Origin of the sequence: Adhaeribacter rhizoryzae, assembly GCF_008629685.1 — a bacterium.
Classification (GTDB): domain Bacteria; phylum Bacteroidota; class Bacteroidia; order Cytophagales; family Hymenobacteraceae; genus Adhaeribacter; species Adhaeribacter rhizoryzae.
Window position 1 is genome coordinate 140,108 of sequence record NZ_VWSF01000005.1, and the last position, 26,562, is coordinate 166,669.

General features: G+C 44.2%; 21 protein-coding genes. 13 read left to right on the forward strand and 8 right to left on the reverse strand.

The features are described from left to right. Positions 1–355: 355 nt before the first annotated feature. Entirely contained in the window at positions 356–547 is a 192-nt protein-coding gene (locus F0145_RS09155) for a cold-shock protein (protein WP_150088104.1), read from the reverse strand. 542 nt (positions 548–1,089) lie between these two features. On the opposite strand from F0145_RS09155, the gene F0145_RS09160 reads away from it, so the two are divergent. Then, positions 1,090–1,344 (forward strand): hypothetical protein, encoded by a 255-nt coding sequence (locus tag F0145_RS09160; protein ID WP_150088105.1) that lies wholly within the window; start codon positions 1,090–1,092, stop codon positions 1,342–1,344. Between the two features lie 862 nt (positions 1,345–2,206). Here F0145_RS09160 and F0145_RS09165 read toward each other — a convergent pair. Continuing rightward, a complete protein-coding gene (locus tag F0145_RS09165; protein ID WP_150088106.1) occupies positions 2,207–3,709 on the reverse strand; it encodes a trypsin-like peptidase domain-containing protein in 1,503 nt (500 codons plus the stop codon). Between the two features lie 342 nt (positions 3,710–4,051). Further along, complete coding sequence (locus F0145_RS09170) at positions 4,052–5,518, reverse strand: PKD domain-containing protein (RefSeq protein ID WP_150088107.1); 1,467 nt, start codon at positions 5,516–5,518, stop codon at positions 4,052–4,054. Positions 5,519–5,719: 201 nt separating this feature from the next. Between F0145_RS09170 and F0145_RS09175 the strand changes: the two genes are divergently transcribed. The 3 genes from F0145_RS09175 (at position 5,720) to F0145_RS09185 (ending at position 10,383) form a co-directional block, all read left to right on the forward strand. Further along, the gene (locus F0145_RS09175; RefSeq protein ID WP_150088108.1) at positions 5,720–7,882 is read left to right on the forward strand and encodes a glycoside hydrolase family 31 protein; all 2,163 of its coding nucleotides are present in this window, start codon (positions 5,720–5,722) and stop codon (positions 7,880–7,882) included. 333 nt (positions 7,883–8,215) lie between these two features. Then, positions 8,216–9,403: an alginate lyase family protein gene (locus F0145_RS09180; RefSeq protein ID WP_150088109.1), complete on the forward strand. Its 1,188-nt coding sequence runs from the start codon at positions 8,216–8,218 to the stop codon at positions 9,401–9,403. 68 nt (positions 9,404–9,471) lie between these two features. Then, complete coding sequence (locus F0145_RS09185) at positions 9,472–10,383, forward strand: hypothetical protein (RefSeq protein WP_150088110.1); 912 nt, start codon at positions 9,472–9,474, stop codon at positions 10,381–10,383. Positions 10,384–10,609: 226 nt separating this feature from the next. On the opposite strand, the gene F0145_RS09190 is transcribed toward F0145_RS09185, so the two are convergent. Next, positions 10,610–11,245: a response regulator gene (locus tag F0145_RS09190; protein ID WP_223815916.1), complete on the reverse strand. Its 636-nt coding sequence runs from the start codon at positions 11,243–11,245 to the stop codon at positions 10,610–10,612. Between the two features lie 172 nt (positions 11,246–11,417). Continuing rightward, positions 11,418–12,185, reverse strand: coding sequence for a DeoR/GlpR family DNA-binding transcription regulator (locus F0145_RS09195; RefSeq protein WP_150088111.1), 768 nt, complete (start codon positions 12,183–12,185; stop codon positions 11,418–11,420). A gap of 521 nt (positions 12,186–12,706) precedes the next feature. On the opposite strand from F0145_RS09195, the gene F0145_RS09200 reads away from it, so the two are divergent. The 9 genes from F0145_RS09200 (at position 12,707) to F0145_RS09235 (ending at position 22,678) form a co-directional block, all read left to right on the forward strand. Next, entirely contained in the window at positions 12,707–14,041 is a 1,335-nt protein-coding gene (locus F0145_RS09200; RefSeq protein WP_150088112.1) for an alkaline phosphatase family protein, read from the forward strand. A 273-nt stretch (positions 14,042–14,314) separates the two neighbouring features. Further along, positions 14,315–15,616, forward strand: coding sequence for an MFS transporter (locus F0145_RS09205; RefSeq protein ID WP_150088113.1), 1,302 nt, complete (start codon positions 14,315–14,317; stop codon positions 15,614–15,616). Between the two features lie 81 nt (positions 15,617–15,697). Then, positions 15,698–16,699, forward strand: coding sequence for a 2-hydroxyacid dehydrogenase (locus F0145_RS09210; RefSeq protein ID WP_150088114.1), 1,002 nt, complete (start codon positions 15,698–15,700; stop codon positions 16,697–16,699). Positions 16,700–16,721: 22 nt separating this feature from the next. Beyond that, on the forward strand, positions 16,722–18,182 hold the full coding sequence (locus F0145_RS09215) for an FGGY-family carbohydrate kinase (protein ID WP_150088115.1): 1,461 nt from the start codon (positions 16,722–16,724) through the stop codon (positions 18,180–18,182). After that, entirely contained in the window at positions 18,179–19,639 is a 1,461-nt protein-coding gene (locus tag F0145_RS09220; RefSeq protein WP_150088116.1) for an FGGY-family carbohydrate kinase, read from the forward strand. The genes F0145_RS09215 and F0145_RS09220 overlap by 4 nt, the downstream gene beginning before the upstream one ends. Continuing rightward, positions 19,632–20,231, forward strand: a complete 600-nt coding sequence (locus F0145_RS09225) for a histidine phosphatase family protein (RefSeq protein ID WP_150088117.1) — start codon at positions 19,632–19,634, stop codon at positions 20,229–20,231. The genes F0145_RS09220 and F0145_RS09225 overlap by 8 nt, the downstream gene beginning before the upstream one ends. A gap of 242 nt (positions 20,232–20,473) precedes the next feature. Beyond that, the gene (locus tag F0145_RS09230; RefSeq protein ID WP_150088118.1) at positions 20,474–21,469 is read left to right on the forward strand and encodes a glycerophosphodiester phosphodiesterase family protein; all 996 of its coding nucleotides are present in this window, start codon (positions 20,474–20,476) and stop codon (positions 21,467–21,469) included. A gap of 135 nt (positions 21,470–21,604) precedes the next feature. Further along, on the forward strand, positions 21,605–21,916 hold the full coding sequence (locus F0145_RS26540) for a hypothetical protein (RefSeq protein WP_223815918.1): 312 nt from the start codon (positions 21,605–21,607) through the stop codon (positions 21,914–21,916). A gap of 39 nt (positions 21,917–21,955) precedes the next feature. Next, on the forward strand, positions 21,956–22,678 hold the full coding sequence (locus F0145_RS09235; protein ID WP_223815920.1) for a metallophosphoesterase: 723 nt from the start codon (positions 21,956–21,958) through the stop codon (positions 22,676–22,678). Positions 22,679–22,782: 104 nt separating this feature from the next. On the opposite strand, the gene F0145_RS09240 is transcribed toward F0145_RS09235, so the two are convergent. The 3 genes from F0145_RS09240 to F0145_RS09250 all read right to left on the reverse strand — a co-directional run bounded on the left by F0145_RS09240 (position 22,783) and on the right by F0145_RS09250 (position 26,191). Continuing rightward, the gene (locus tag F0145_RS09240; RefSeq protein WP_150088119.1) at positions 22,783–24,342 is read right to left on the reverse strand and encodes a protein adenylyltransferase SelO; all 1,560 of its coding nucleotides are present in this window, start codon (positions 24,340–24,342) and stop codon (positions 22,783–22,785) included. An 826-nt stretch (positions 24,343–25,168) separates the two neighbouring features. Beyond that, positions 25,169–25,789, reverse strand: coding sequence for a YceI family protein (locus tag F0145_RS09245; RefSeq protein ID WP_150088120.1), 621 nt, complete (start codon positions 25,787–25,789; stop codon positions 25,169–25,171). Between the two features lie 84 nt (positions 25,790–25,873). Continuing rightward, entirely contained in the window at positions 25,874–26,191 is a 318-nt protein-coding gene (locus F0145_RS09250) for an SH3 domain-containing protein (protein ID WP_150088121.1), read from the reverse strand. Positions 26,192–26,562 lie beyond the last annotated feature (371 nt).

A 26,562-nucleotide genomic window follows, 5' to 3' on the forward strand; every position in this document is an offset into this window, starting at 1 on the left:
TGCTGGTTTAAAGGATTAACTTATTAAGTTATACAATTTTTGTTTATAGATGTATAAATTACACTTATAAAGATAAAACAAGACGCTTATTCCGAACAAGAATTATCTTAATTATTTTTTAAGCCAACCGAAATTGATAAAAAACTTGAAAACGAAAATTAAAATATACAGGATAAAAATAGAAGGTACCAACTTTATTTAGAGATGCTTATCTTGATAAAAATGCACTTTTAACACTAGTAGTTGCCAAAATCAGAATTTTGCCTTATTGTATTCCGGTTGGCGGGCATATGAAAACAAAAAAGCCGTACCCTTAGGTACGGCTTTTTTGTAAAGAATTGCTTATATAGTAAAACTAAACTAGTTTAACATTAATCGCGTTTGGTCCTTTTTGTCCTTGTTTTACATCAAACGTTACTTCATCATTTTGTCTGATTTCGTCAACCAAGCCAGATACATGCACAAAGTATTCGTTTTCTGAATTTGTTTCTTTAATAAAACCGAATCCTTTCAGGTCGTTAAAGAATTTTACTGTTCCTTTTATCATTTTGTAATTTGTTATATCCCTTCTACAGAAAATCAGTCGTAACAGTTCATTCTGATGCTAAATAATAATTACTGAAGTTTTATAATTTTTATTTTTAAAACACCTTGTAACGGAGAACGGCTTTTTAAAATTATTGGATTGCGTTATTTCAAAACTTTTGCGGCTCGCCGGAATGATGCTTTAACGGGGCCTTGATATTTAGTTAGCAGCCGTTAAACCAAATTTTTTGCTTAAATATTCCTTTGTAAATATTTAAGATTAAAATTCTGGAGAGCCGGGTCCGTAAGAAGCAAAGTATGATTTGCGCAGAAAGCAATCCTAAAAAGATTAACCTTTTAAGATAAAATTTGCTAGATTAGCAAACTGTTCCTTGCAAACGCCGGGCTAAACCGCACTTATAAAGTTAGGGTGCATTGGTTTTAACCATTTAATCTGGAATGTTTTAAGTTAAGCTTAAGTAGTTATAAGCCCTTATTGCTTCTTTTTTAAAGCTAAAGTTTGGGATAAAGGCCTAACTGAAATTTAACTTAAATATTCCTTTTATGAAGTTACCAGAAAATTACCTCGATCTTACCTGTATTTTGTTATCGCATTTGTTAACAGAACCAGCGCCGCATAATAATCTGGCCTTACGCCAACAGCTTACCGAGAAAATTAAAGCCGAAGATTTTGGAGAATTAATTGCTTACGCTTTAAAGCAAAATTTAATTTATATAAATAATATGCCGGGCAGCAAAGCGTATTTGTTAACCACCAGCGGCAAAAGTTTTATTCAGAAAAATACTGCTGCTCGTTAAAAGCGGCAATATTTTACCTTAAATATTCATCTGCTGCTCCCCAAGTTTCGTAAAGCAGATTAGTTTTTGAGCTAAAAGCAAATTTACTGATTCTAAAAAAGAAAAATTATATTCAGAAGAAGGACTGGTGGTGTTAAGCTGCCAGTTCTTTTATTTTTTAAACTTATTATACACTGCCTGCAGCGCTGCTAAAAACAATGCTGTTGTTGCCCTGAAAGCTTAAATATTACTTTAAATTTAAATATTAGCTTTAGTTTTATGCAGAAAGAATCTCATACCAAATCCAGGTTACTGACTTATTTAGCCATAACCTTCATTTTTCTTCTGTTTATTGCCTTGGGCATTTATTTATACATTTCAAAATAGCCCGGCAATATTTAAGGTAGCTTTAAAGATTAATATGGGCTGATTTAAATAAAGTAAAATAGGTTTAACTATTTACCTGTAATATACTTTGAGCCTAATTTTATTGAATTTTAAAGTTAATTCTAAACAAGTTATACCAAGTAGTATTAAAGGTCTTCCATCCCTGATAATATATATTCTTTCCTGCCCACCCGTCATTCGTCTGCCTAGAAAGCGTTACAGGTAAATGCCAGGTTTTGTTATTACCTGTTTATCTAGCTTAGGCAGAAGATTCTTTTACATGCTGCGAATTATCCTGAATAACTGGCAAGAGATGCTGTTTGCTGGGCTGCTACGGAATACAATATTTACTATTGGGAATTACAGCTTGGCGCAATAATTTTATATAAGCGCGCCGGAAGATAAATATTACCTTTTCGAAATTAATAACAAGGGCTTCTTTAATCTGATTAAAGAAGCCCGTGTTATTTAGATAATTTATTTACGACTTACTGGCTTATGCCCCAAGCGGGAAATTAAATACGAAGCCGGTACCATCGGGGGTGATGCCGTCGATGCGGGCCATACCGGATTTAGATGAACCAAGGGCATTATCCAGTTCTTGCAAGGTATTTACCGGACGGCCGTTTACGCTGGTAATAATGGTGCCGCGGGGAACGCCGGCCATATCAAAAAAGCCACCGTCGGCTACATCCGTAATAACTACGCCGGATCTGAGCCGGTAACGCTGTTTGTATTCGGCAGGCAGCGGCGCAAAAGAAGCGCCCAATTTATTGTGTAAAGCCTGGCCGGAAGCATTATTAGCGGCAACTCGGGTAGCTTCCTCGCCTTGCAGGGTAACGGAAACCTTATCGGTTTTTTTATTCCGCAGGTAAGAAAGTTCTACCTTATCGCCGGGCCGTTGCCGGGCAATGCGTTCTGAAAACTCGGCCGATGAAGTTACCGGTACACCGTTGATGCTTTGAATAATATCGCCGGCTTTTAAACCGGCGGTAGCGGCACCACTGCCCGGTACTACTCCGGTAATATAAACGCCTTTAATATTGGCCGGATTAATACCTTGTTCCCGCAGAATCTGGTCTTCTACGGTGGGGGCCGGAAAATTAACGCCCAAGTAGCCGCGCCTAACTTCGCCGTATTTTCTAAAATCGGTTACTATTTTTTTTACCAGGTTTACCGGAATGGCAAACCCATAACCCGCGTAGCTACCAGTTTGGGAAGCAATTGCGGCATTAATTCCAATTAAAAGCCCGGAACTATTTACCAGTGCGCCACCGCTGTTACCGGGGTTAATGGCCGCATCTGTCTGAATAAAAGACTCAATGGCCGAACTGCCCGCCGCTTGGGTACGCTGCCCGTAATTTTCCTGGCTGGGGCGATCGAGGATACCAATGCTGCGGCCTTTGGCGCTAACAATACCCGCAGTAACCGTAGAATTTAAAGATAAGGGATAGCCTACGGCCAAAACCCATTCGCCTACCTGCACATTATCGGAGTTGCCCATTTCTACAATGGGCAGGTTCTGGCCTTCTACTTTTACCAGGGCCAAATCGGTGCTGGGGTCGCGGCCTATTAGTTTCGCTTTAAAAGCCCGTTTATCGGGTAAAATAACTTCTATATTGGAGGCATTCTCAATTACGTGGTTATTCGTTACAATATAGCCATCGGGGGTAATAAGCACGCCGGAACCGGAAGCCCGGGCTTGCCCGCCCGATTGGGGCGCGCCAAAAAGTTCTTCTAAAGCACTCCGTTGGGTAGCTACATTAGCATAAGTAGTTTTTATATGCACCACCGCCGGCGAAACCATGGCCGAGGCTTTTACAAATTCGGGGTTAGCGGTTACACCATGGGCATCGGTAACATTATTTACAAACCGGACACTTTGTTCGCCTTCGGTATAAAAACCAGCTGGTTCCCGTTTATCGAGGTAGCGGTAACCTGCTATAGCCAATACCGCCGAAAGAATAGAAATAAATAATACAAAACCTATTTTTCTCATCTTACTTAATTGTTTAAAGAGTGCTATCCGTTTTTACATAACCATTGTTGCGCTGTTCTCCGGTTTACATTAAAGCTGTTTCGGAATTTAACGCTTTTTACCGGCTGGCCCGTACCCGGCTATTTTCTGAGTTTATTAAACTTTGTTTTACTTTTACCAAACTTCCGCCATAAACATGCGGGCTTAAGGGTACCTGTTTTTATTATACATGCCTTTGTGCATAAGGTTCTTAGGTTAAATATTTAATATGGTTTAATTAATTTCGGCTGTAAAATAAAAAGATAACCCTGTACAAGTAAAGTACAGGGTTATCTTTTTAACAGTTCTGGTTTCCGAAATAACTTATTTGTTGTAAAAAATAGGATTTAAGGCGTTAGAATTAAACTGGTTAACTGTGCCGGCATCAGCATTAAGGGTTGGTTCGTCGCCGTATACGTGAATGCCGTAGCCGCCACTAAAACTAATTTTTGAATTTTTAATTTGCAGGGAAGAAGCGCTGGATAACGTAATACTGGATTTAATATTGGCGTTTAAGGGCTGACCGCCGGCGTATTTAATATTTACATGTTCCATTTTGTTTTGCGAGTTTCTGGAGTAGAATATAATGCCATTCCAGGAACCTGCCGTTTGATCTACTCCCGTAATGGTTATTGATTTATCGGCGGTACCCACCGCGTTCAGGTAACCATCGCCCACCTCAATGTAATTATTCTGACTTACTTCTATGTTTAAGCCGGGGCTAAGTTTCCAGCCGGAATTAGCCGTAATTAAACCGGTCAAGCGGTAAGGAAATCCGTTTTGTAGCGCTTGCCATACCACCTCCTTGGTTTCCTGAATAGAAGAGCGATTTACTTCGATGGCTTTAATGCCGTGGTTGGCAGTAAACAAGGTAGCGGCATCCAGCATCGGTACATTTTCGGCAGTTAGCTTAATAGGAGAGGCGGTATTATTATCGAATTTATTAGCGGCAAAACCGTACAGAATAGCACCATCGCGCAGGTACAGGCCGTAGCCGTTGCTTTTCGCAATTTCGGAGTTTTTAATAGTTATCCGGGCACCATCCGATACGGTTATGGCTGCTTTTACTTCATCTACCAGGTCAGTGCTGCCGGCGTTTAATATTTCGGTATAATTAAATTCGTTGGCGCTGCTATTGGAGTAAATCATAATACCCGCCCAATAACCTTTCTGGTCTTGTTTGCCGGTAAACCGGATTTTTTTATTCGCTTCACCTTTGGCAATAATTACTCCGTCTTCGTCAATCGAAAAATGGGCATCTTCGGCAAAGGCAATATTTACGCCGGGTTTTACAGTCAGTTCCGCATCAACTCCAATAGAGGCATTCACGAGGTAATCGGGCAGGTTCGGGTCAGCAATCCGGTCTTCGAGCACGGTTTTAACGGTTATGTTGCCCAGCACCAAAGCCGTGGTCGAAGCCGTGGCTTTAACCAGCACTTTGTCTTTATGCGATCCAGTACCGTTGCCAATGGTTAATTCCAGTTCGTAGTCGCCGGCCAAATCGGGCACAAAAGTAGGCGTAGTGGTAGCGGCATTGGTTAAGGTTGCCTGGCTGCCGGTCGGTTTTTGGGTAAAGGCCCAGGCGTACGTAAAAGTTTTGTTTTCGCTGTCTTTAGAGCCGCTGCCATTAAGGGTTACCGTTTGCCCGGTTTGTACGTTTTGGTCGGGTCCGGCATTAGCGGTTAAAGTGGTTTGGGGTTGCGGGTCCGTTTTCTCTTTATCCGGGTCGCAACTAGTTAAAATAAAAGTAAAGGCAAATAAAAGCAGGAATAAATGCTTTAAAGTTTTCATAGTTTTTGGTGTTTTAAGAGTTTAGGTAAATATTTAAGGATTAATTTTTTGTATTGTTTAACCGGGCCTGGTTCCAGAGCCGGTTATGCTTTTCTGTTGTTTTTTATATTTCTGATAGGTCAAAATTACTATCTGCTGAGAGCGGATTTTTGCGCAGAAATCGGTAAAAATAAAATTAAGTAGTACTACGTAAGCCCTGCCATGCATAAGTTTAAGCTGTTATTTAGTGTTTTTTTTATGCTGAAAGTCGCCCTGGTGGTGCAAGCCCAGGCGCTCACCTGGCAAGAAGTAGAACCAGGCGTTTGGAAGGGAATAGTTGGAAAGCCCGAAGCTTATGATTTACTCAAGGCGGCAGGCGCTACGCCGTATAAAGCAGGTTTAAATAATATCGGGAAGGCCGCATTTCCGCTGCCGCAAGCCCAAATATCGGCGGTGGTAAAAGATGGCAAAACGTACCTGCGATTTCCGCTGGTAGAAAAAGAGCAGCTTTACGGTTTTGGGTTAAATTTTCAGATGGTACACCAGCGGGGTAAAATATTGGAGTTACACGTAGACCATTACGGCGGCAAAGATAACGGCCGCACCCACGCACCTACGCCCTTTTACGTTTCGTCGGAAGGTTACGGAATATTTGTAAATTCCGCGAGATATATTAAAGTGTGGGCCGGTACTGGCGTACGCCACGATAGTGAAAATTTTCCTGCGCCCAAAGACCGCAACACCGATAAAACCTGGGCGGCCCGTCCTTATTCCGATGCCGTAGAAATGCTGGTGCCGGCCGAAGGCGTTGAAATATATGTGTTTGCCGGTCCGCGCCCCTTAGATGCCGTAAAACGCTTTAATTTATTTAACGGCGGTGGCTACTTGCCGCCCCGCTGGGGACTTGGTTTTACCCAGCGGGTGATGACCAAATCTACTGCTGCCGATGTAGAAAAAGAAGTGCAGGACTTTGCTGAAAGAGGTTACCCCTTAGATTTTATTGGCCTGGAGCCGGGCTGGCAGAGCAAAGCGTATCCGGGCACTTTTGCCTGGGACAAAACCCGTTTTCCGGACCCGGCCAAGTTTACCCAGGATATGCTGAAAAAAGGAATTCGCCTGAACCTTTGGATTAACCCGTACGTGTCGCCGGACGCACCGTTTTACAAACAAATTAAACCTTACACCGCTTCGCATACCGTTTGGCTAGGCTTGGTGCCGGATTTTACCATGCCCGAAGCACGGAATATTTTCTTTTCGCAACTAGAACAAGACCAGGTTGATATTGGGGTAAGCGGCTATAAAATTGATGAGGTAGATGGCTACGATTATTGGTTATGGCCCGATGTTGCTTTATTCCCGTCCGGTACCAGCGCCGAGCAAATACGCCAGACTTACGGTTTGCTAACCATGCGCTACAGCGCCGAAATGTTCCGGAAGCAGAACCGGCGAACCTTTGGTTTGGTGCGGGCCTCCAACGGCGGCGGCACTTCTTTTCCTTATGTAATTTACAACGATTATTATAACCACGAAGATTTTATTACGGCTTTGATTAACAGCGGCTTTGCCGGCGTGCTCTGGACGCCGGAAGTGCGGGCATCTAAAACCGGCGAAGAATGGCTGCGCCGGTTCCAATCTAATGTATTTTCGCCGATGGCTATGATTAATGCCTGGGCCAGCGGCACCAAACCCTGGACTTACCCCGAAGTAGAAAAACAGGTAAAAGAATATGCGCTGCTGCGCATGCGCCTCTTGCCTTACTGGTACACCGAATTTGCTAAATATCATTTTGAAGGCACCCCGCCTTTCCGGGCCATGAACCTGGAAGACGGCTACCAACTACCAACCAAGAATGAAAATATTGCGGCCGTTACGAATACCAATCTCGAAGAAAATCCATACCTGGAAGCCGTAGCCAAAGAAGTAAAAGACCAGTATATGGCCGGTGAATATTTGCTGGTAGCGCCTATGTTTGCCGGCCAGACTACCCGCAAAGTAATATTGCCCAAAGGCCGCTGGTACGATTTTTATACCGGCGCATACGTAGGCGATGGCCAAATATTAACCGTAACGCCCGGCTTAGATAAAATGCCGGTGTACGTAAAAGATGGCGGTATTATCCCAATGATGCCGCCTTTGCTGCAAGCGCCCAAAGCCAACCAAAAAGTAAACCTGGAAATCCGGCATTACGGCGAGAAAAACGGCATTTACCGCTTGTACGACGACGATGGAGAAACTTTCGACTATGAAAAGGGTGCGTATGCCTGGCGCGATATTAAAGTAGCCCGCCAGAAAAACGGACAATTTAAAGGTAATATTTCCAAAGCTCCCGCTGGTAAACCTAACACAATTGGGAAGGTAACCTGGAAGTTTATGACTAAACCATAATATTGCCGCTGCCGGGTTTTGGGTTAATATCTGATATTACGCAATAATAAAAAATTTAGGTTAAAGCAATCCACACTTGTAGTTCAGGAGGAACCTATTTGGTGATCTGCTAAATAGTTTCCTCCTGAATGACAGAAGTGGGCTTCTTAGATTAACTAACTAACTAACTAACTAACTAACTAACTAACTAACTAACTAACTAACTTTTTAAAATAAAACTTTGCGTAAAATCAGTTAATATTAACCTTAAAGCAAAACTGACCCAAATCAAATTATTGAAATATTTCCAACTGGCAACTTTGCCATTCCGCCCTAAAATCTTTAATATTTACCATGACTAAATTGCTTAAACTATCTTTTATTTTCCTTTTTTCATTATTATGTCTGTCGGCTAGCGGGTTGGTACCGGTTAAGCCAGATAAAAACCTGCAAAAACAAGCCACTCAGGTTTTAAAATCACAAATATTAACCGAGGCCGCCTGGGCCTTGCAGCAGCAACCGGTTACCGTTACGGCCAGTGTTTCGGCGCGCAGCGCCGGTACACCGCACGACTTTTTCTCGGAAGGCGATTATTGGTGGCCCGATCCGCAGAACTCCGAAGGACCTTACATTCAGAAAGACGGCATGACGAACCCGGAGAATTTTGTGGCGCACCGCCTGGCCATGATTCGGTTCAGCCGCATTGTGGGTGCCCTGGCCTCAGCCTATAAAATTACCAACGACGAGAAATACGTACGCCATGCCCTCGTACACCTGAAAGCCTGGTTTACCAATCCGGCAACGCTAATGAATCCTAATTTGCTGTATGCGCAGGCTATTAAAGGGCGCCACACGGGCCGCGGCATTGGCATTATCGATACCATTCACCTGATGGAAGTAGCCCAAGGCGTTATGGTTATGCAAAACGCCAAAGCATTTCCGGCGGCCGATTTGGCCGGTATTAAAAACTGGTTTGGGCAATATTTAACCTGGCTAACTACCCATAAATACGGCCAAGACGAGATGAACGCCAAAAATAACCACGGTACTTGCTGGGTAATGCAGGTAGCGGCTTTTGCCCGGCTTACGAATAACGAAGAAATGCTGAAGTTTTGCCGGGAACGGTACAAAACAGTTTTGCTGGCCAACCAAATGGCGCCGGATGGTTCTTTTCCGTTGGAAATACAGCGCACCAAGCCTTACGGGTATTCGTTATTTAACCTCGATGCCATGACCATGATTTGCCAGATTCTTTCCACGGAAAAAGATAATTTATGGTCTTACCAAACCCAGGATGGCCGCTCGATTAAGAAGGGAATAGCGTATTTGCAGCCGTTTGTAGCCGACAAAAGTAAGTGGCCTTTTAAGCAGGATGTGATGTACTGGGAAAACTGGCCCGTAGCGCAACCCTTTCTAATTTTTGGCGCTGTTCAGTTTTCAGAAAATACCTGGTTTAATACCTGGAAAAAACTCGACCACCACCCGCAGGTAGAAGAAGTGGTACGCAATTTACCAATCCGTAATCCGGTTATTTGGTTTTAAACGCAGGGGAATATTTTCATATAATCTGTAAACTAAAGTATTGGGTAAGCGAAAATAAAGAAAAATAAATGCCACAACCAGAATTTTTAGAAGCAGTTGCAGTAGAAAAGTTGGTTTCTAAAGTTCAATTGCAAAACTACGAACCAGGGGAGTTTACCCGCATTGGTGGCCGTACGCTTAACGAAACCATTGAACTGGTAGCAAATTTTCCGTGGCAGGAATATCGCCAACCAGCTTTTGTAAAACTTACTGGTCCGTCTGTTACCATAGAGCACCCGTCCGGTAAGTTTTTAAAAGTTGGGCTTTATTACAACAATTCATTTTGCTTGTATTATTGCGATGAGAACGAAAAGCTGCAAGTTAGCGTTGTTCCTGACTTAAAAGATTGTTTTGCAGCCATTACCGCTATCTATAATAATGCCGATACTTTTGTCAGCCATCAAAAAGCCCCGTTTTACGAAGACCCCAAAAAGCATTTTGTAACCAACTCTTTTGAATATACGGTTACCAAGGCCAGAATTTTAAACTTTTTACTTTATCCGACAATATTTGACACCTTTATAATTTTACTGATTTTTACCCTGGGCTTTACTGATTGGGAAGTATTTACCAATATATTAGGAATAGCAATAGCGGGCGGACTTTTTGCTATTATAAATGGGCCCAACGTATACCTGTTTTTAGATTACTATTATTACAGCCAAGACCTTTGTTTACAACTCGCTAAAGGCCACGCTAATTTTTATTTTGGACCAAAAGCAAAGCCCCGGGAATATTTAAAAGAAGATATCCAACTCATTCTTATTCTTTCTCATCATGGTTCCAGAAATCCTTGGGGATCCAATACTGTTTTTGAAATAATATTTAAGAATGGTGAGGTAATCAGAATTCCTAATTTGCTGATAAAAACTACTGTATTCGTGGAGAAATTTCTGGCCCAACAAATAGAATGGAAGCATAAATTCTTTGCCACTGTTTAACCTGTTTTTTCCAATTAATATGGAAGCTGTTTACCATTTTACAAATTGAATGAAGCATTGCGTTTGTTAGGGAGGCGCCAGCAAATAGTTAGGCAGGAACTTTAGAATGGGTGCTGCTAACACCACCAATAGCGCTAAAATATATGCGAAACAGAAACGTATAATTTATTTATAACCAAGTAAGTAGCTTGTAATATTAAGGTGCCTTATTAACGGCTTTCTGTTTTTAAACCAAGCCTCTTTTGTAAGCTTCTTTTACCAGTGCGGCAGTATTTTTGGCGTCGAGTTTTTGGGTAAGGTTAAACCGATGGGTTTCTACGGTGCGCAGGCTCAGAAAAAGCCTGTCGGCAATTTCCTGGTTGCTGTTTTCTTCGGCTATCAGCTTTAATATTTCTTTTTCGCGTTTGGTTATGGGCACCTCAAACATAGAACGGCGCTGGCCCGTTATGCTTTCCTGAATTAAAATATTACGAATAGGCTCGTGAATATATTCCTGACCGTTGGCAACGGCAGTAATGGCCTGCCGCAAAGTAGCCTGATCGGCATTTTTAAGAACGTAACCGGTAGCGCCGTTGCGTAAAACCTGTTTTACATAATGCGTATCGTCGAAGCTGCTGAAAGCAATAATTTTTATGCCGGGGTATTGTTTTAAAACTGTTTTGGTCAGGTCAATGCCGTTTACGTCCGGCATCTGAATATCCATCAGTATTACATCGGGTTGGGTATGGGCCAGAAAATTTAACAACGCCGGGCTTTGGGTAGAAGTAAAAATTACTTGGATATTAGTGCCGCTAAACATCGCTACCAAACCATTAATTACCACTTGGTGGTCGTCTATAATCGCTAACCGAATAATATTCATTTTTTTTTATCATTCTTGCGCTGCCACAACCTCAAATTAATCTGGCAACTACTTAAAGTAATTAGTTCTAACGAGAAAGGAAAGGTGCGTTTTTCAGTTATACCGCTTTATTTAATTATTAAGCGTTTGTTGCTGTCTTAAAATTAATATTATCAGGTTTGGCTGGGGCCGGTTACCTGGCAATAATTACTTTTATACCTCTTTCTTCGAGCATTTCAACGATGCTATCCGGTACGCCGCTATCCGTAACTATATATTGCACCTGATCCAGGCTGCAAACCCGGCCCAGGCCGCGGCGGCCAAATTTAGAACTATCGGCGAGTACGGCAATTACCTGCGCCGATTCTATCATGCGCTGGTTTAAGGTGGCTTCGGTTAAGTTGGTAATGGAAAGACCAAAATCGAGGTCGATGCCATCTACGCCCAAAAATAAAATGCCGCAGGAAATGCCGCCTAAAATTTGCTCTGCGAAAGCACCGGCCACCGAAGACGAATTCGACCGGATTAAGCCACCCAGTTGCAATATTTCTACATTGGGGCGGTTGCAGAGTTCCAGGGTTACTTTAACGGCGGGGGTGATAACCGTCAGGTGTTTGGTTGGATGCAAGTGGCGGGCCAACTGAAAAACCGTAGTACCAGACCCAATAATAATAGAGTCATTTTGCCCGATTAGTGATAAAGCGGCTTTCGCAATTTTTTGCTTTTCGTCGGCATTTATCAGTTCCTTTTCATCAATGGGTCTTTCGTTGGTGTAAGGGTTGTTAATAGAGCCGCCGCCCCGGGTTCGGAATAACAGGTTTTTATCTTCTAATAATTTCAGGTCTTTGCGAATAGTTACGCCCGAAACTTCCATTAAATCGCTGAGTTCCTGGATATTTACCCGCCCGTCTTCCTGTAATTTCTGCAAAATGAGCTGGTGTCTGTCGGTAATATTTTTCATAAAAGAGCGCGCTAAGGCTTAATACAAACTTAACAAACCTTTAAAGGTATTTCAATTATTTTTACTATTAACCAAAAGTGTTAGAGGCAATTTAATCTGGTTCATTCACAGCTTGAAAAAGCATGAATATTTTAAATATTAATACCGCGTGCCTTTCAGCAAAATTGTTTTTAACGCCTATTTAGCCCAGGAGCCGGATTAAAGTTACTATAGCCAAAGTTGCAAATTTAGTTTCAAAGACCAGAATCGGAACTTTATTTTTGGCCCAAGTGCAAAAAAATAATAACATTTTTAAATAAAATTTAAGCATTTTTAATTAAAATAAAGCAAATTATAACCAAATGGTTTTCTGATTAACTTAAAAAGAGTTAATTGCTTTTAAATAATTGGTGCAAAGCCCCGGTTGATGCGGGTTTACCAGATACTCGCATGTTTGGGTGGCAGTAGAGGCTGGTTTACCGGCAATAATCGGGTGCTTTGTCCATTAAATATTGCTTGGTTCTATCCTGAAAAGTTATGCTATGAAACACTTTTTATTAACGCTTTTAGCCATAATATCTTTTTCTGTAAGCAGTTGGGCGCAAGCAGCCAAACACGTTATTTTAATTACCATCGACGGCTTCCGGCCCGATTTTTACCTGGATAAATCCTGGGGCGCCGTAAACCTGCAATACCTTATGGAAAACGGTGTGCACGCCAAAGGAGTAAACGGTATTTTCCCGACGGTAACTTTCCCGTCGCATACCACCTTGGTAACCGGTGTGAAGGCGGCCAAACACGGAATTTACTACAACGATCCGTTTGAGCCAACCGGCCCCACCGGCCGCTGGTACTGGCATTACAATGCTATTAAGAGTCCTACCATTTATGATGCCGTGCGCCAGGCCGGGTTAAAATCAGCTTCGGTTTTGTGGCCGGTAACCGCCGGTGCTCCCATCGACTATAATATTCCGGACATCTGGAAAGTAGGTTCGCAGCCCGACAGACGCGAAGAAACGAGCAAACATGCCACGCCCGCAGGTTTATGGCAGGAAATTGAATTAAATGCCACCGGTAAATTAGAAGCCAATGATTTTAACATGGATAAAGATTACCTGGTTATGGATGATAACGTGGCCCGCATGGCCGCTTATTTAATCCGGAAGTACCGGCCCAACTTTACCACCGTGCATTTACCGGTTGTAGACCACGCCGAAGGTCGTGACGGCGAACAAGTAAGAAGAGCCGTAACGGGTGCCGACCGGGCCATCCGGAACATTATAGAAGCAGTAGATAAAGCCGGTATTAAAAACCAAACGGCCATTATTGTTACCGGCGACCACGGCTTTGTAGATGGGCACACCGCTATTCAGCCCAATATTTGGCTGGCCCAGGCTGGCTTACTTAAAGACATTAAAAAAGACGAGTGGCAGGCGCAGTTTCAGCCGGCGGGTGGTTCGGCGTTTTTATATTTAAAAGATGCCAAAGATAAAAAAACGCTTAACCGGGTCCGGCAATTATTAGCGGCTTTACCCGAAAGTCAGCAGAAATTATTTAAAGTAATAGAAGGAGCCGAGTTAGCCAAAGCCAGCGCCGACCCCAATGTGGCCTTGGCTTTGGCCGCCGCGCCCGGTGTTACTTTTGGCCGGGCCAGCACCGGCGAAATATTCCGACCTAACTCCGGGGGCAACCACGGTTATTTTCCCAACTTCCCCAAAATCCAGACTGGTTTTATTGGGATGGGCGCCGGCTTTAAAAAAGGCGGATTTATCCAGGAAATGGAGATGATTGATGTGGCTCCGATAATAGCCCGCCTGCTCGGGTTGGAATTTAAATCGGCCGACGGCATGACTTATCCGGGGCTATTGGTAAAATAAAGCTTTGCTTTTTTTAGTATATTATAGTTTAAAAGTGTTTAATTAGGTTTAATTTTATTTGCATTTAAGATAATTATTAAACTTAATGATATGAATATAAACCTTTATACCTGATACCAGCCAACTTTTGTCTTCTTTAAAATCTAAAAAGAGATAAAAGAGAGCCTGACTGCCCTTGCAACCTTCGGGTTAAATAAAAAGAATACAATATTCCACAAAACAGCGCTTGAACCAAAAACCACCACCAATTTAAAATCATAACCAAAGACTTACATGCGTACAGAAACAAATTCGGGAGAATCCTTACTGGAAAAAGCCGGCATTCCGGGACAGCTGGGTTGGGGATATTTAGGTATTTTAATTTTTATGATGGGCGATGGCCTGGAACAAGGCTGGCTGAGCCCGTATTTATTAGAGCACGGCATGTCCATGCAGCAATCGGCTTCATTGTTTACCGTTTACGGCATTACCATCGCTATTTCTTCCTGGTTTTCGGGCGTACTGGCCGAAGGCTACGGGGCCAAGAAAACAATGGCCATGGGCTTACTCCTTTATATTATTGGTACCATTAGTTTTATTGGCTATGGTATGACCAACCTGAACTTCCCGATTATGCTCTTTACCTATGCTTTGCGGGGCTTTGGTTATCCATTATTTGCCTATTCTTTCCTGGTTTGGATTACCTATCGCAGCCCGCAGCAAAAGCTGGGCCGGGCTGTGGGCTGGTTCTGGTTTGTGTTTACGGGCGGCTTAAACGTACTGGGCGCTTATTATTCCAGTTGGGCCATTCAGCATTTAGGCTATATCAATACCATGTGGAGCTCTATCTTCTGGGTTTTGGTGGGCGGCTTTTTTGCCTTGGTTTTAAACCGCGATAAATTTAAATCCAGCAATACCAATCCGGGAGCTAAAGCCCAGGAATTAATGAAAGGTTTAACCATTGTAAAAGAAGAACCCAAAGTACTGTTAGGCGGCCTGGTGCGCGTTATTAATACCACGGCCCAATTTGCTTTCCCGGTTTTTTTACCTACTTACATGGCGGCGCACGGCTTTTCTACTACCGAGTGGCTGCAAATCTGGGGTACTATTTTTACCGCCAATATTGCTTTTAACTTAATATTTGGTTTTGTCGGCGACCAGATGGGCTGGCGCAATACGGTGATGTGGTTTGGCGGCGTGGGTTGCGCTTTGTCTACGTTGTTATTTTTTTACACCCCGCAACTCGTCGGCGATAATTTCTGGATAGTATTAATGGCCGGGGTTTTATGGGGTGCTTTGCTGGCGGGCTATGTACCGTTGTCGGCGCTGGTACCGTCTTTGGTTTCTAAAGACAAAGGCGCGGCCATGGCTATCTTAAACCTGGGCGCTGGTTTGCCGGTTTTCCTGGGCCCGGCCATTGTGGGCGTATTTATTGGCTTAGTCGGCAACGAAGGCGTTGTCTGGATTTTAGCCGGCCTTTATTTCCTGAGTGCCATCCTCACCAAATTTATTACCCTACCCGATAATGCCAAAACCGCCCACCATGTAAAAGCCGACGTGGCAAGCCGGCCCGTAGGACAACTAAGTGCCCGCTAATATTCATAAATTTTTCTTGGGAAGTAAACCAGTAGCGTTTATGCTCTCCCAAGTGTTTTATCTCACCTAAACAAGATTACCATGAGAATTTTAATTACGGCGCCTTATCACGAGAAAGCGCAAGCGGTGTTGGCCCAAACGTTTGGCGACATTATTTACCGCCCCTGGAAACCCCACGGACGGGCTTACCACGCCGAAGAATTAATTTCTTTGTTAAAAGAAACCCAGGCCAATGCTTTAATAACTGAACACGATAACGTTACGGCCGAAGTAATAGAAATATTCCCGGACTTAGAATTTATTGGCGTATGCCGCGGCACGCCCTCTAATGTAGCCATAGAAAAAGCAACCGAATGCGATATTCCGGTTTTCCATACGCCCGCGCGTAATGCCCAGGCCGTGGCCGAAATGTTTGTGGCCAATGTAATTACGTTTTTACGCAACACCATTGCCGGTTGCGAGTGGCTGGCCGGCGAAAACTGGGAAGTCGGTGCGCATACCTCTTACCTGCAATTTAAAGGCAACGAACTGGCCGGCCGCACCATTGGTATGGTTGGGTTTGGTGCCATTGGGCAGCGCATTGCCGAAATGGTGAAGAATTTCCCTTGCCCTATTCAGTTTTACGACCCTTATGTAAAGCAGGCCGATCCAGCTTATAAGAAAACCACGCTCGAAGCTGTTTTCGAAACCAGCGATATAGTTTCCATTCATTTGCCGGTAACCGAACAAACCAAAGGAATGATTGATAAAACGTTGATTTCGCGGATGAAGAAAGATGCCATTTTTGTAAATACGGCCCGGGCCGTGGTGGTAAACCGCGAAGATTTACTCGATGCCTTGGAAAATAACCAGATTCGGGGGGCTATCCTGGATGTATTCGACCACGAACCACCCGATGCCACCGATTACAAAATTATTCACCGCCCTAATGTGTTGGCCACGCCGCATATTGCCGGGGCTACTTTTGAGGTAGAAGACCACCATGCTTTTATCATGAACGATGCTTTAAAAAGCTGGTTCACCGACCAGAACCGAAATATTAAACAATTGGCTAACAAAGAAATATTAACGGTTAAAAGCTAAATAGCTCTGTAAATAGTAAGAAATGGCGGCACAAGAAGCATACATTATTATTGATATTGGCACCGGTAATGTGCGGGTGGCGGTAGCGGCTACCAGCGGCGAAATATTGAGCGTGGCGCGGGCAAACATGCCTTACCACAAAGATGAAAACTATCCCGAATCTATTTATTTCGACCCGAATGAGCTGTGGGGTATTATTACCAACCTGGCCCAAACCGCTTTACAACAGGTGCCCGGCGTAGAAATAAAAGCCTTAACCGCTACCAGCCAGCGCGAAGGAATTGTTTTAATCGGCCAAAACGGCAACTCGCTGATTGGCTTACCCAATATTGACCACCGTGGCCGGGAGTGGGAGCGTATCATGACCGATAAAAGCAATATTTATACTTTAACCGGCCGCTATCCTACGTCCCTCTTTTCGGCTTTAAAACTGGTTGGTGTCCGGGAGCGGCGTCCCGAAATATGGGAGCAGTTTGCCACTTTTGTCAGTATCAGCGATTGGGCGCAATACCTGTTGAGCGGCGTGGCGCGGTATGAACATTCGCAGGCTTCCGAAACCTTGCTGTACGATGTAGCCCAAAAGCAATGGTCGCCGGAATTAGGTTTTATTTTTGATATTAACACGGCCAACCTACCGGAATTAGGAAGCGCCGGTACAATTCTGGGAGATATTTTACCCGAACAAGCCAGTGTTTTGAATATTTCGCCGGCGGCCGTGGTAATTATCGGCGGGGCCGATACCCAACTAGCCGTTTTGGGCACCCAACCCGAGCTCGACGATGTGGTAATCGTATCGGGCACGACTACGCCTATTATCAAGTTAGCTAACCATTACGTCATTGATGCGCAGGAACGGTCGTGGACTAACCGCCACACCGATGCGGATAGCTTTATTCTGGAAACCAACGCGGGCGTAACCGGCCTGAATTATCAGCGCCTGAAAGAAATATTTTACCCCAACGAAAGCTACGCGGTAATTGAACAGGAGCTTTCGGCGCTGACGCATCTGCAATGCGTGGCTTCGCTGGGTTCGCTGGTTGCCGACGAAAAAGCCCCGATTACCAAAGGTGGTTTTATTTTTCCGGCCCCGGTTTCGCATTTATTAACCCGCGCGCATTTTGTGTGGGCTACTTTGTGGGATATTGCCTGTAGCATCAAAGAAAATTACAGCACCCTCTGCGACATAGAAGCGCACGAAAAAGATTATATATGGGCCTGTGGCGGTGGTTTTCAGAGCCCGATGCTGCGGCAATTTATTTCTAACCTGTTGCAGAAGAAAGTTAGGGTACGCGCTAATTACCAGCAATCGTCGGTAGTTGGGGGCGTTATAATTTGCAACGAAGCCTTGGGTGTAGCCGGGCAAGCCGAAGTGCCGGTAACCGTAGTAGAACCCCAGGTAAATGCCCGCGATCAGCAGCTGTACGCCGAATGGAAAAAGAACCGGGCCACTTTTAAACAAATGTGCAAGGAGGAAGTAGCATGAGAGGACCTTATTTTTTAGGCATCGACATCGGGACGCAAGGTGCCCGGGTGGTTTTGCTGGATGTAGCCGGCCACGTGGTGGGCAGCCAGGAAGAAGCTTTTGCCTTGAACGAGAAATCGCGCGAAGAACAATCGCCGCAGGAGTGGTGGGCCGCTACCCAACGGTCGGTAAAAGCATTATTAAAAGAAGCCGACGGGCAAATTACCTTAGCAAGTATTAAAGCTATTTCGGTTACATCTACCTCCGGTACCGTTATCCCGCTGGATGCGGCCCATTATCCGTTGCACCCGGCCATTATGTACTCCGATAACCGCTCGGCGGAACAAGGACGGTTGTGTAAACAAGTTGCCCAGCAATATCATCCGCAGGGCTATACCGGCTTTAACGCTTCCAGCGGTTTATCCAAAATGGTGTGGTTTGGTCAGCAATATCCCGATAAAGCCCAACGGCTGCACAAATGGATTCATGCCACCGATTTTATTATTGGTAAACTAAGCGAAAACTGGGGCATTACCGATTATACCAATGCGTTAAAATCGGGTTATGATGTAAACGAAGGCTACTGGCCCGCTTATATTTACGAACAACTGCCTTTAAAAAAAGAGTGGCTGCCCGAGGTGGTACCTTCGGGTACGCCCATTGGGCATTTAGCCCCGGCTTTGGCGGCAGGTTGGGGTTTAAGCCCGCAGGTACAAATTGTAGCCGGCATGACCGACGGCTGCGCTTCGCAAATTGCGTCCGGAGCCGTTAACCTCGGCGATTGGAATACCACCATTGGAACAACCTTAGTCGTAAAAGGCGTAACCCGCACCGAAATAAAAGACCCCGCAGACCGGCTCTACAGCCACCGTCACCCCAAAGGATTCTGGATGCCCGGTGGCGCCAGTAATACCGGCGCCGACTGGATAACCCGGGAATTTAAAGCTGATTTAGACGAACTGAACGAACAAGCAGCGCAACTGATGCCGTCGGGTTATATGGCTTACCCGTTGAGGCAGGAGGGAGAGCGCTTTCCGTTTATTTCGCCACAGGCCCGCGGTTTTGAGCCCACCGGTTTAACCCCGGCCCAACGTTTTGTGGCCAATCTGGAAGGAGTTGCTTACCTGGAGCGCTACGCCTTTGAGTTGATCGAGAGATTATCCGGCGAAAAAGTAAAAGCGGTGTATACGGCTGGTGGCGCCAGTAATTCCGATACCTGGCTTACCATCCGGAGCAATGTACTTAACCGGCCTATTTACAAAATGCGGCATGTAACCGGAGCCGTAGGCGCGGCCATTCTGGCGGCCTCCAAAACTCATTTTAATTCTATTATAGAAGCTACCCAAGCCCTTACGCACATCGAGAAAGAATTTCAGCCGAACCCGGCCTTAAGCACCAGCTACGAAGCCGGATACCAGGAATTTATTCGGACCTTGCAGGAAAAGGGCTATATTCAAAAAGACTATCAATATGCTTAACATCTATTTACTGCGGCACGGGCAAACGGCCTGGAACGCCGATGGCAATCGCTACTGCGGCCGCACCGATTTACCGTTAACCGAAACAGGTTTGCAGCAAGCGCAGTTAGCCGCCGAACAATTAAAAAATATTCCGTTCGATGCGGTTTATTCCTCGCCGCTGGAAAGGGCTTTTCGTACCGCGCAAATTGCGAGTGGCCGCCCCGATGTAAAAACCGACGACCGCTTAATAGAAGCTGATTTTGGCCAGTGGGAAAGCAAAGCCAAAGAGGTTTTTATTCCGGAAAACGAACAACTGTGGCAAAACTGGTGCGAAGACCCGGCCAATACCCGCGCGGGCGGAACCGGCGAATCGGCCCAGGAAATTGTAACCCGGGTAGATGATTTTTTCCAGGATTTGAGGCAGCAATACCCCATCGGCAATGTAATGGTAGTGGCGCACAACGGCGTAAACCGTTTTTACCTCGCTTACAAGTTAGGCATGCCTCTGAAATATTACCGCCGGTTGGTGCTGGATAATTCTTCCATTACGCATTTCGGTCTGGATGAAACCGGTGAAATTTCGCTGATTCGCCTGAATAGTAAGTTGTAGTTAGCTGAGTCTATAATTTACATTTGAATCTGGAATGAATCAAACGCTATGGTGCCATTGGTGGTGTTATCACCGCTAATTCTAAAGCTTCTGCCATGCTTCTTGCTGGTGAAAACACACAGCAAGGGCGGCGGCTTTAGCTATTTCATAAAATACAAAATGGGCTCAAAACCTAGGGTTATTAAATTACCGTCACTACCAATTTTTCTGTAATCAATACCAACTATTTATTACCAGCTAACATGATTAAATATTTAAAACAGTTTACTCCAACCAAAGCCCGTCGTAATATCCGGGTGTTGGCACTGGCAGCTATTCTTAGTAGTTCGGCGGGCCAGTTGTGGGCGCAGAAAGGCAAAGACCTCCATACGCTAAACCTTAAATCGCCGGCCGATTTACATGCTTTTTTCAAGTACACCGGCCAGGACGTGCCTTTAATTAGCGGGCACCGCGGCGGCATGATCAAAGGTTTTCCGGAAAACTGCATTGCCACTTTCGAGAACACTCTGCGGCACACGCCGGCTTTTTTCGAGATTGACCCACGCCTGACGAAAGACAGCGTTATTGTGCTGATGCACGATGCCACTTTGGAACGGACCACTACCGGCAAGGGTAAAGTGTCGGATTATACCTGGGCCGAATTGCAAAAGCTGAAATTAAAAGATGTTGAGGGTAATATTACCGAGCACCGGATTCCTACTTTAGACGAGGTAATTAATTGGAGTAAAGGCAAAACCATTATCAACCTCGATAAAAAAGATGTGCCTTTGGCCATGACCGCCAAGAAGTTGCAAGAGCACCAGGCCGATACCTACGTGATGCTGACCGTACACAATGCGCAGCAAGCCAAATATTACTACGACCAAAACAAGAACCGCATGTTTTCGGCTTTTGTCCGGACGAAAAAAGAATTTGAAGATTTCGAGAATTCCGGGGTGCCCTGGTCGCAAATAATGGCTTACGTGGGCCCCACGAATAAACCGGAAAACAAGGAACTCTACGATTTATTGCATGCCCGGGGTGTAAAGTGCATGATTTCGGCGGCTCCTACTTACGACAAATTAAAAGACCCGACCGAGCGCCGCAAAGCTTACCGCGAAACCTTCCAGGCTGGTGCCGATGTGCTGGAGTCGGATTTACCCATTGAGGCCGCCGCCGCCATTCAGGACTTGATTCCGAAAAAAAGTCCGAAGCTTAAGTACTTTCAAAAGCCAGGCGGGAGCCAGGTAAAACGCTAAAGAAAAGGCCTAGGAGTAAAACTATTAAATGAAGATAATACTTTTGCGCTCCAGGCCTTACTACGCCGCCCGCCTGAGAACCTGAAGAGGTTAGTATAAATATTTTAGACCGTTTTTATTCAACCTAAGAGCATAATGAAATCAAAAATTCTTTTGAACCTGTTAATTGCGCTTCTTTTAACCGGGCAGGTATTTGCCCAAAAGAAATATGTTACGCCGGCCTTAAGCAATTCTAATTCCTGGTCGATGATTTTGGTGCCGGACCCGCAAACCTACGTAAAGTTTGAGCGGAACCAGCCGATACTGGAATTAATGACTTCCTGGATTAAAGAAAATGTAGAGCCGCTGAATATTAAAATGGTGCTTTGTACCGGCGATTTGGTTGAACAAAACGAGATGATTAACCCGGATGGAAAAGCCGCCAACCAGCCGAGTAAATTACAATGAGAATCTGTTGCCCGTTCATTTAGTAAGCTCGATGGTATTGTGCCTTTTATTACTGCCGCCGGTAACCACGATTACGGCTACTCCAATATCAGCTCGCGCAATACCAATTTTAATAAATATTTTCCGATCGATAAGAATTTTCAGACGCAGAAGCTGGTGCGCGAAGTAGCCCAAAACGCCGAGAAAATACCAACTTTAGAGAATGCCGCGTTTGAATTTACCTCGCCGCACGGTCAGAAGTTCTTGTTCGTTACGCTGGAATTTGCGCCGCGCGATACTACTTTGGCCTGGGCTAAAGGCGTCATCAACCAGGATAAATATAAACAGCATAAAGTAGTGGTACTGACCCACTCTTATATGAACGCTAAAAATGAGCATATGGTAAAAGAAAACTATGCCATTGCCGAAGGAAATTACGGAGCAGGAATCTATCAGAAATTAGTGCAGCCGTCCAAGAATATTCAGTTGGTTTTTGCCGGCCACATTGGCGCACCGGATAAACCCAAAGAGCACGTGGCCTTCCGGACCGATACCAATGCGGGCGGCAAAAAGGTGCAGCAAATGGTGTTTAATGCGCAAGCTTTGGGCGGTGGTTGGTACGGCAACGGCGGCGATGGCTGGCTTCGCATTTTGGAGTTTCTGCCCGATGGCAAAACCGTAAAAGTTAAAACGTTCTCGCCTTTCTTCGCGATTTCGCCCACTACCCAGCAACACGCCTGGCGTACCGCTAATTACGATGAGTTTTCGTTTGTACTGGATTAATTTGGCTAAATTTATTATAAATCAACCATCTGCAAAGCTATTACCAAGTTCCCGCGCAGGGTTTATTTCCAGCATCTGGCGCGGGAACTTGGCAGGAGCAAAGTTTAGGAACTGCAGGAAAGCATGGAGCAACCTGCTTTTTGGCTGGCCCAATTTGGCCTTTTTAAGAAGAATTCATCCCATTTTTTAGAATAAGGATCTTTTATGGCTTCCTGTAGCTTGGCAAATAGGTTGGTTTCGCCATTCTCCAGATCTTCAATAGCCTGGTGCAATAAATAATTGCGTAAAATAAACCGTGGATTGGTTTTTTGCATCCGGGCAAGCTTTTCTGCCGGTGGAATTGTATTCTGTTTAATTCTTTGTTGGTATAATTTAAGCCAGCTTATAAAAGCTGCTGCGGCACTAGGTTCGGGTGTTTGGTAAAAGCTGCTTTTAAAATGGTTAAGGATTTCTTCCGTTATTTCTACCTGCTCGGGCAGTTCCATTAGTATTTGGTAGAAGATAGTCATATCGGGCTTTAAACGGGTGAGTACACTTTCCAGATCTTCCAACAGGGAAATATCTTCATTAGTTACTTGGTCCAGCCCTAATTTATTTCCCATCATAGCCTGGTATTTTTTACTGTAAACAGCTTCATACGTTTTCAGGGTAGCTACCAGAGCATCAGTATCGGGTAATAAAGGAGCAAGCGCGCTGGCCAGGCAACCCAGGTTCCAGTAGGCAATGGAAGGTTGCTGACCAAAAGCATATCTTCGGCCGGGTAGATCGGTGGTGTTAGGCGTGAAATTAGGATCGTAATCGTCCAGGAAAGAGAACGGGCCATAATCTATGGTTAATCCCAGAACAGACATATTATCGGTGTTCATTACGCCGTGCACAAATCCTACCCGTTGCCATTCAACCATTAAGCTGGCTGTTCTGGCCACCACCTCTTCAAACCAAGGCAATATGGCGTCTTTGCCCGGCAGGTGCGGATAATAACGCGAAATAGTCCAGTTGGTAAGATTTTTTAAATTACCAATTTCTTGGCGGGCCGCAAGCATTTCAAAGTTTCCGAAGCGTAAAAAACTGGGGGCAACCCGCATCACAATTGCGCCCGGCTCAAAGGCGGGGTTGCCGTTGTAAAACATATCCCGCATAACCTGGTCGCCGGTAGTTACCAAACTCAATGCCCGGGTGGTTGGTACGCCCAAATAATGCATGGCTTCACTCATTAAATATTCCCTGACCGAAGAACGTAATACTGCCCGGCCATCTGCCCGCCGGGAGTAAGGCGTACGTCCGGCGCCTTTTAATTGCAGTTCCCAACTCTGGCCGGCATTGGTTAGCCATTCGCCTAAAGTTATAGCCCGGCCATCGCCTAACTGACCGGCCCACTGGCCAAACTGATGCCCGGCGTAGCAGGCTGCATAAGGTTGCATCGAATCGGTTACCAGATTACCGCCCAGTATGTCTGTATCTGATTGTTGCGTAGGTTTGCTGATGCCCAGTTCGGCGGCTAATTCCGCTGACCAAGCCAATAATTTGGGCGCTTTTACCGGCGTAGGATTAGCTTTACTATATAAAACACCCGGGGTTTGGCGCGGACGTAAATCGCCGGAATTATCGCCCGGGAAATTATTTACAAATTCGTTTTTATATTCTTTAGCGCTCAGGCTTTGCATATCTCTCAAATTTAAGGCTCATCTAAACTAACTTAAACCCAAAACTGCTCTTTATTTCCGGATTGCTACAAAGTAAGGAAGGATTTAAATAAGGCAATAAAATAGTGTTATAGTTCTGGGTAATTACCTTACTCATGCCAACTAGCAATAAAAATTTTGGTTTAAGGTTGAAGTTGGTTTTTTACGCTCAGCAGATTTGGAAGTTGGGGCAGCCAACCAAGCTTGCTTAACTTAGTTTAAGTGTTAAGGAGTTTACTATATAATTATTTAAATATATTGTTGTAAATATTCGTAATTAATTGATAAATAAAAATATATTAAATAAAAATAGTGCATTTGAGGAACAGATTGTTTTAATTTACGTATAATATATTATACAATCCTGAGTTGCTGGGTTGGGTAGTAGAAAAAGCTAGTATACACTTATTCTGACCTGATATTAAGACTTAAGTAAACACTAGAATTTAAAGCATTTTAAATAATTATCATTCACCATCTAAATTCAAAGCCATGAAAAAAACTCTACAATCTTCAGAAATTTCAATTGGGGTAGCTGTAACTACCTGGTTTGTATTAATGTATGTTATGGCCCAAATCCTGGTTTGATTTAAAGCATTATCCTTGCCGGGTTTTTCCGGGTAAAAGTATTTGAGCTAACCTATATATTAAGTACCGCAATTATTTAAGTTAAAAGCGGCCATAATTGTTAACCGTATAAATTATTACTAAATTACTCAAAAGCAGGCTCTGTAAAGGAGCCTGCTTTTTTTAGGTTTATTGCTTAACGCCCAAATCGGTATTTACCTTAAGCGCCCATAAATTTAAATTAATTAACTTCGTTCCGGTTGGCCACAAGCTTTAAATGAATAGCTACTTCCGGATAAATATGCCGATTTTTTAAAGCCGGGTCGGCGGCATAAGTCATGCCCCATTTAGTACGATCCAGTTTAAAAATGGCTTCTACCGCTACGGCATCGTCTTGCACAGCTATGCGGGCCGGAAAAGTTATGGGGTGCGTTTGGCCAAGCAAAGTAAAACTGCCCGTAACCAGCATATTGGCGCCCGCTACTCCCTCAGCCGAAGCCTGCGCCAGCGGCGCTACCTGGGTAAGGGCAAAACTGGCTTCCGGGTAAAGCGCTAGGTTAAAAAAATCTTTACTTTTCAGGTGTTTCAGCAAAACGGGTTTTATGGTTTTGGGTAAGTCAAAATTTTTGATGGAGGCAATAGGAATAACAAAAATGCCGCCTGTAATAATATTGTTTTCTACCTGAATACCTGGGCTGGTTACCGCAAAAGAGCCCTGATGCGAGGTGTTGGGGCTCGCACCAGACCACTCTATAACCGATTTACTTTCGTCTAAAGCATAATTATATGTTTGGGTTTCCGGCCCGAATACCCGGAAAATAAAGCCAAAAAGCGTTAATAAGGTTAATAATATTAATTTCATCAGCTGCTATACAAAGAACCGTTTGGCGTTAGTTACCCAATACAGGCGGACCTAATCAGGTTAAGTTTAAATTTATTGTTGTGTTTATTTCTTGGCGATGGTTACGTTAGGTTTATTTTTAGTTATGCCTAATTCCGAAGTCAGCACATACCCTACCTGGCCATCTACTAATACAATGCTCCAGCTTTGGTTATATTGGCGCACATACTGAATTTCATCGTTGCTGTGTAAAGATCTTAGAATTTGGGTAGAAGTACCGGGCTGGCGGTGCATCTTCGTATTTTCGTATCGGGTAGTCACCGTTCTGCGGTTTTCGGTCTGGCGACCGGTAGTCTGATGGTCGGTGGCAAATACAAGTGCAGTTTGGGTCAGGAAAGCGAGAAATAAAATTAACTTTTTCATAGTGTTTTTAGATTAGGATCGGGGGTTTATTATTCTTGTTTTATTTAATTATTTACAACTTGGCGGCTTTAAAAGCCAGCCGCTTTGTTGTTTACATTACAAAGATGTATCACAAAAAAAGCGCTTGAAAATTTTTGTACCCGAAGGCCGAACCCCAACGGTTGAATGACCAAAATACATCCTTGAATACCGCTAACTCATTAAAATTTCTTTCTGTAATATATTAGGCGAAAGAATAGGAGCACTCTTGCAAGTAATTGTTGTATAAATATTTAAGCAGTAGTTATTTGCGGTGAGTAAGCCACGTTAAAGTAGTTTTAGCCTGAATATTTGTGCAAGGGGTAAATATATTTTGGGTTAAATAATGGTAG

Bases quoted from the DNA above. Each gene is read 5' to 3' on its own strand.
- F0145_RS09155 (WP_150088104.1), bottom strand. From the start codon at position 547: ATGATAAAAGGAACAGTAAAATTCTTTAACGACCTGAAAGGATTCGGT.
- F0145_RS09160 (WP_150088105.1), top strand. From the start codon at position 1,090: ATGAAGTTACCAGAAAATTACCTCGATCTTACCTGTATTTTGTTATCG.
- F0145_RS09165 (WP_150088106.1), bottom strand. From the start codon at position 3,709: ATGAGAAAAATAGGTTTTGTATTATTTATTTCTATTCTTTCGGCGGTA.
- F0145_RS09170 (WP_150088107.1), bottom strand. From the start codon at position 5,518: ATGAAAACTTTAAAGCATTTATTCCTGCTTTTATTTGCCTTTACTTTT.
- F0145_RS09175 (WP_150088108.1), top strand. From the start codon at position 5,720: ATGCATAAGTTTAAGCTGTTATTTAGTGTTTTTTTTATGCTGAAAGTC.
- F0145_RS09180 (WP_150088109.1), top strand. From the start codon at position 8,216: ATGACTAAATTGCTTAAACTATCTTTTATTTTCCTTTTTTCATTATTA.
- F0145_RS09185 (WP_150088110.1), top strand. From the start codon at position 9,472: ATGCCACAACCAGAATTTTTAGAAGCAGTTGCAGTAGAAAAGTTGGTT.
- F0145_RS09190 (WP_223815916.1), bottom strand. From the start codon at position 11,245: ATGAATATTATTCGGTTAGCGATTATAGACGACCACCAAGTGGTAATT.
- F0145_RS09195 (WP_150088111.1), bottom strand. From the start codon at position 12,185: ATGAAAAATATTACCGACAGACACCAGCTCATTTTGCAGAAATTACAG.
- F0145_RS09200 (WP_150088112.1), top strand. From the start codon at position 12,707: ATGAAACACTTTTTATTAACGCTTTTAGCCATAATATCTTTTTCTGTA.
- F0145_RS09205 (WP_150088113.1), top strand. From the start codon at position 14,315: ATGCGTACAGAAACAAATTCGGGAGAATCCTTACTGGAAAAAGCCGGC.
- F0145_RS09210 (WP_150088114.1), top strand. From the start codon at position 15,698: ATGAGAATTTTAATTACGGCGCCTTATCACGAGAAAGCGCAAGCGGTG.
- F0145_RS09215 (WP_150088115.1), top strand. From the start codon at position 16,722: ATGGCGGCACAAGAAGCATACATTATTATTGATATTGGCACCGGTAAT.
- F0145_RS09220 (WP_150088116.1), top strand. From the start codon at position 18,179: ATGAGAGGACCTTATTTTTTAGGCATCGACATCGGGACGCAAGGTGCC.
- F0145_RS09225 (WP_150088117.1), top strand. From the start codon at position 19,632: ATGCTTAACATCTATTTACTGCGGCACGGGCAAACGGCCTGGAACGCC.
- F0145_RS09230 (WP_150088118.1), top strand. From the start codon at position 20,474: ATGATTAAATATTTAAAACAGTTTACTCCAACCAAAGCCCGTCGTAAT.
- F0145_RS26540 (WP_223815918.1), top strand. From the start codon at position 21,605: ATGAAATCAAAAATTCTTTTGAACCTGTTAATTGCGCTTCTTTTAACC.
- F0145_RS09240 (WP_150088119.1), bottom strand. From the start codon at position 24,342: ATGCAAAGCCTGAGCGCTAAAGAATATAAAAACGAATTTGTAAATAAT.
- F0145_RS09245 (WP_150088120.1), bottom strand. From the start codon at position 25,789: ATGAAATTAATATTATTAACCTTATTAACGCTTTTTGGCTTTATTTTC.
- F0145_RS09250 (WP_150088121.1), bottom strand. From the start codon at position 26,191: ATGAAAAAGTTAATTTTATTTCTCGCTTTCCTGACCCAAACTGCACTT.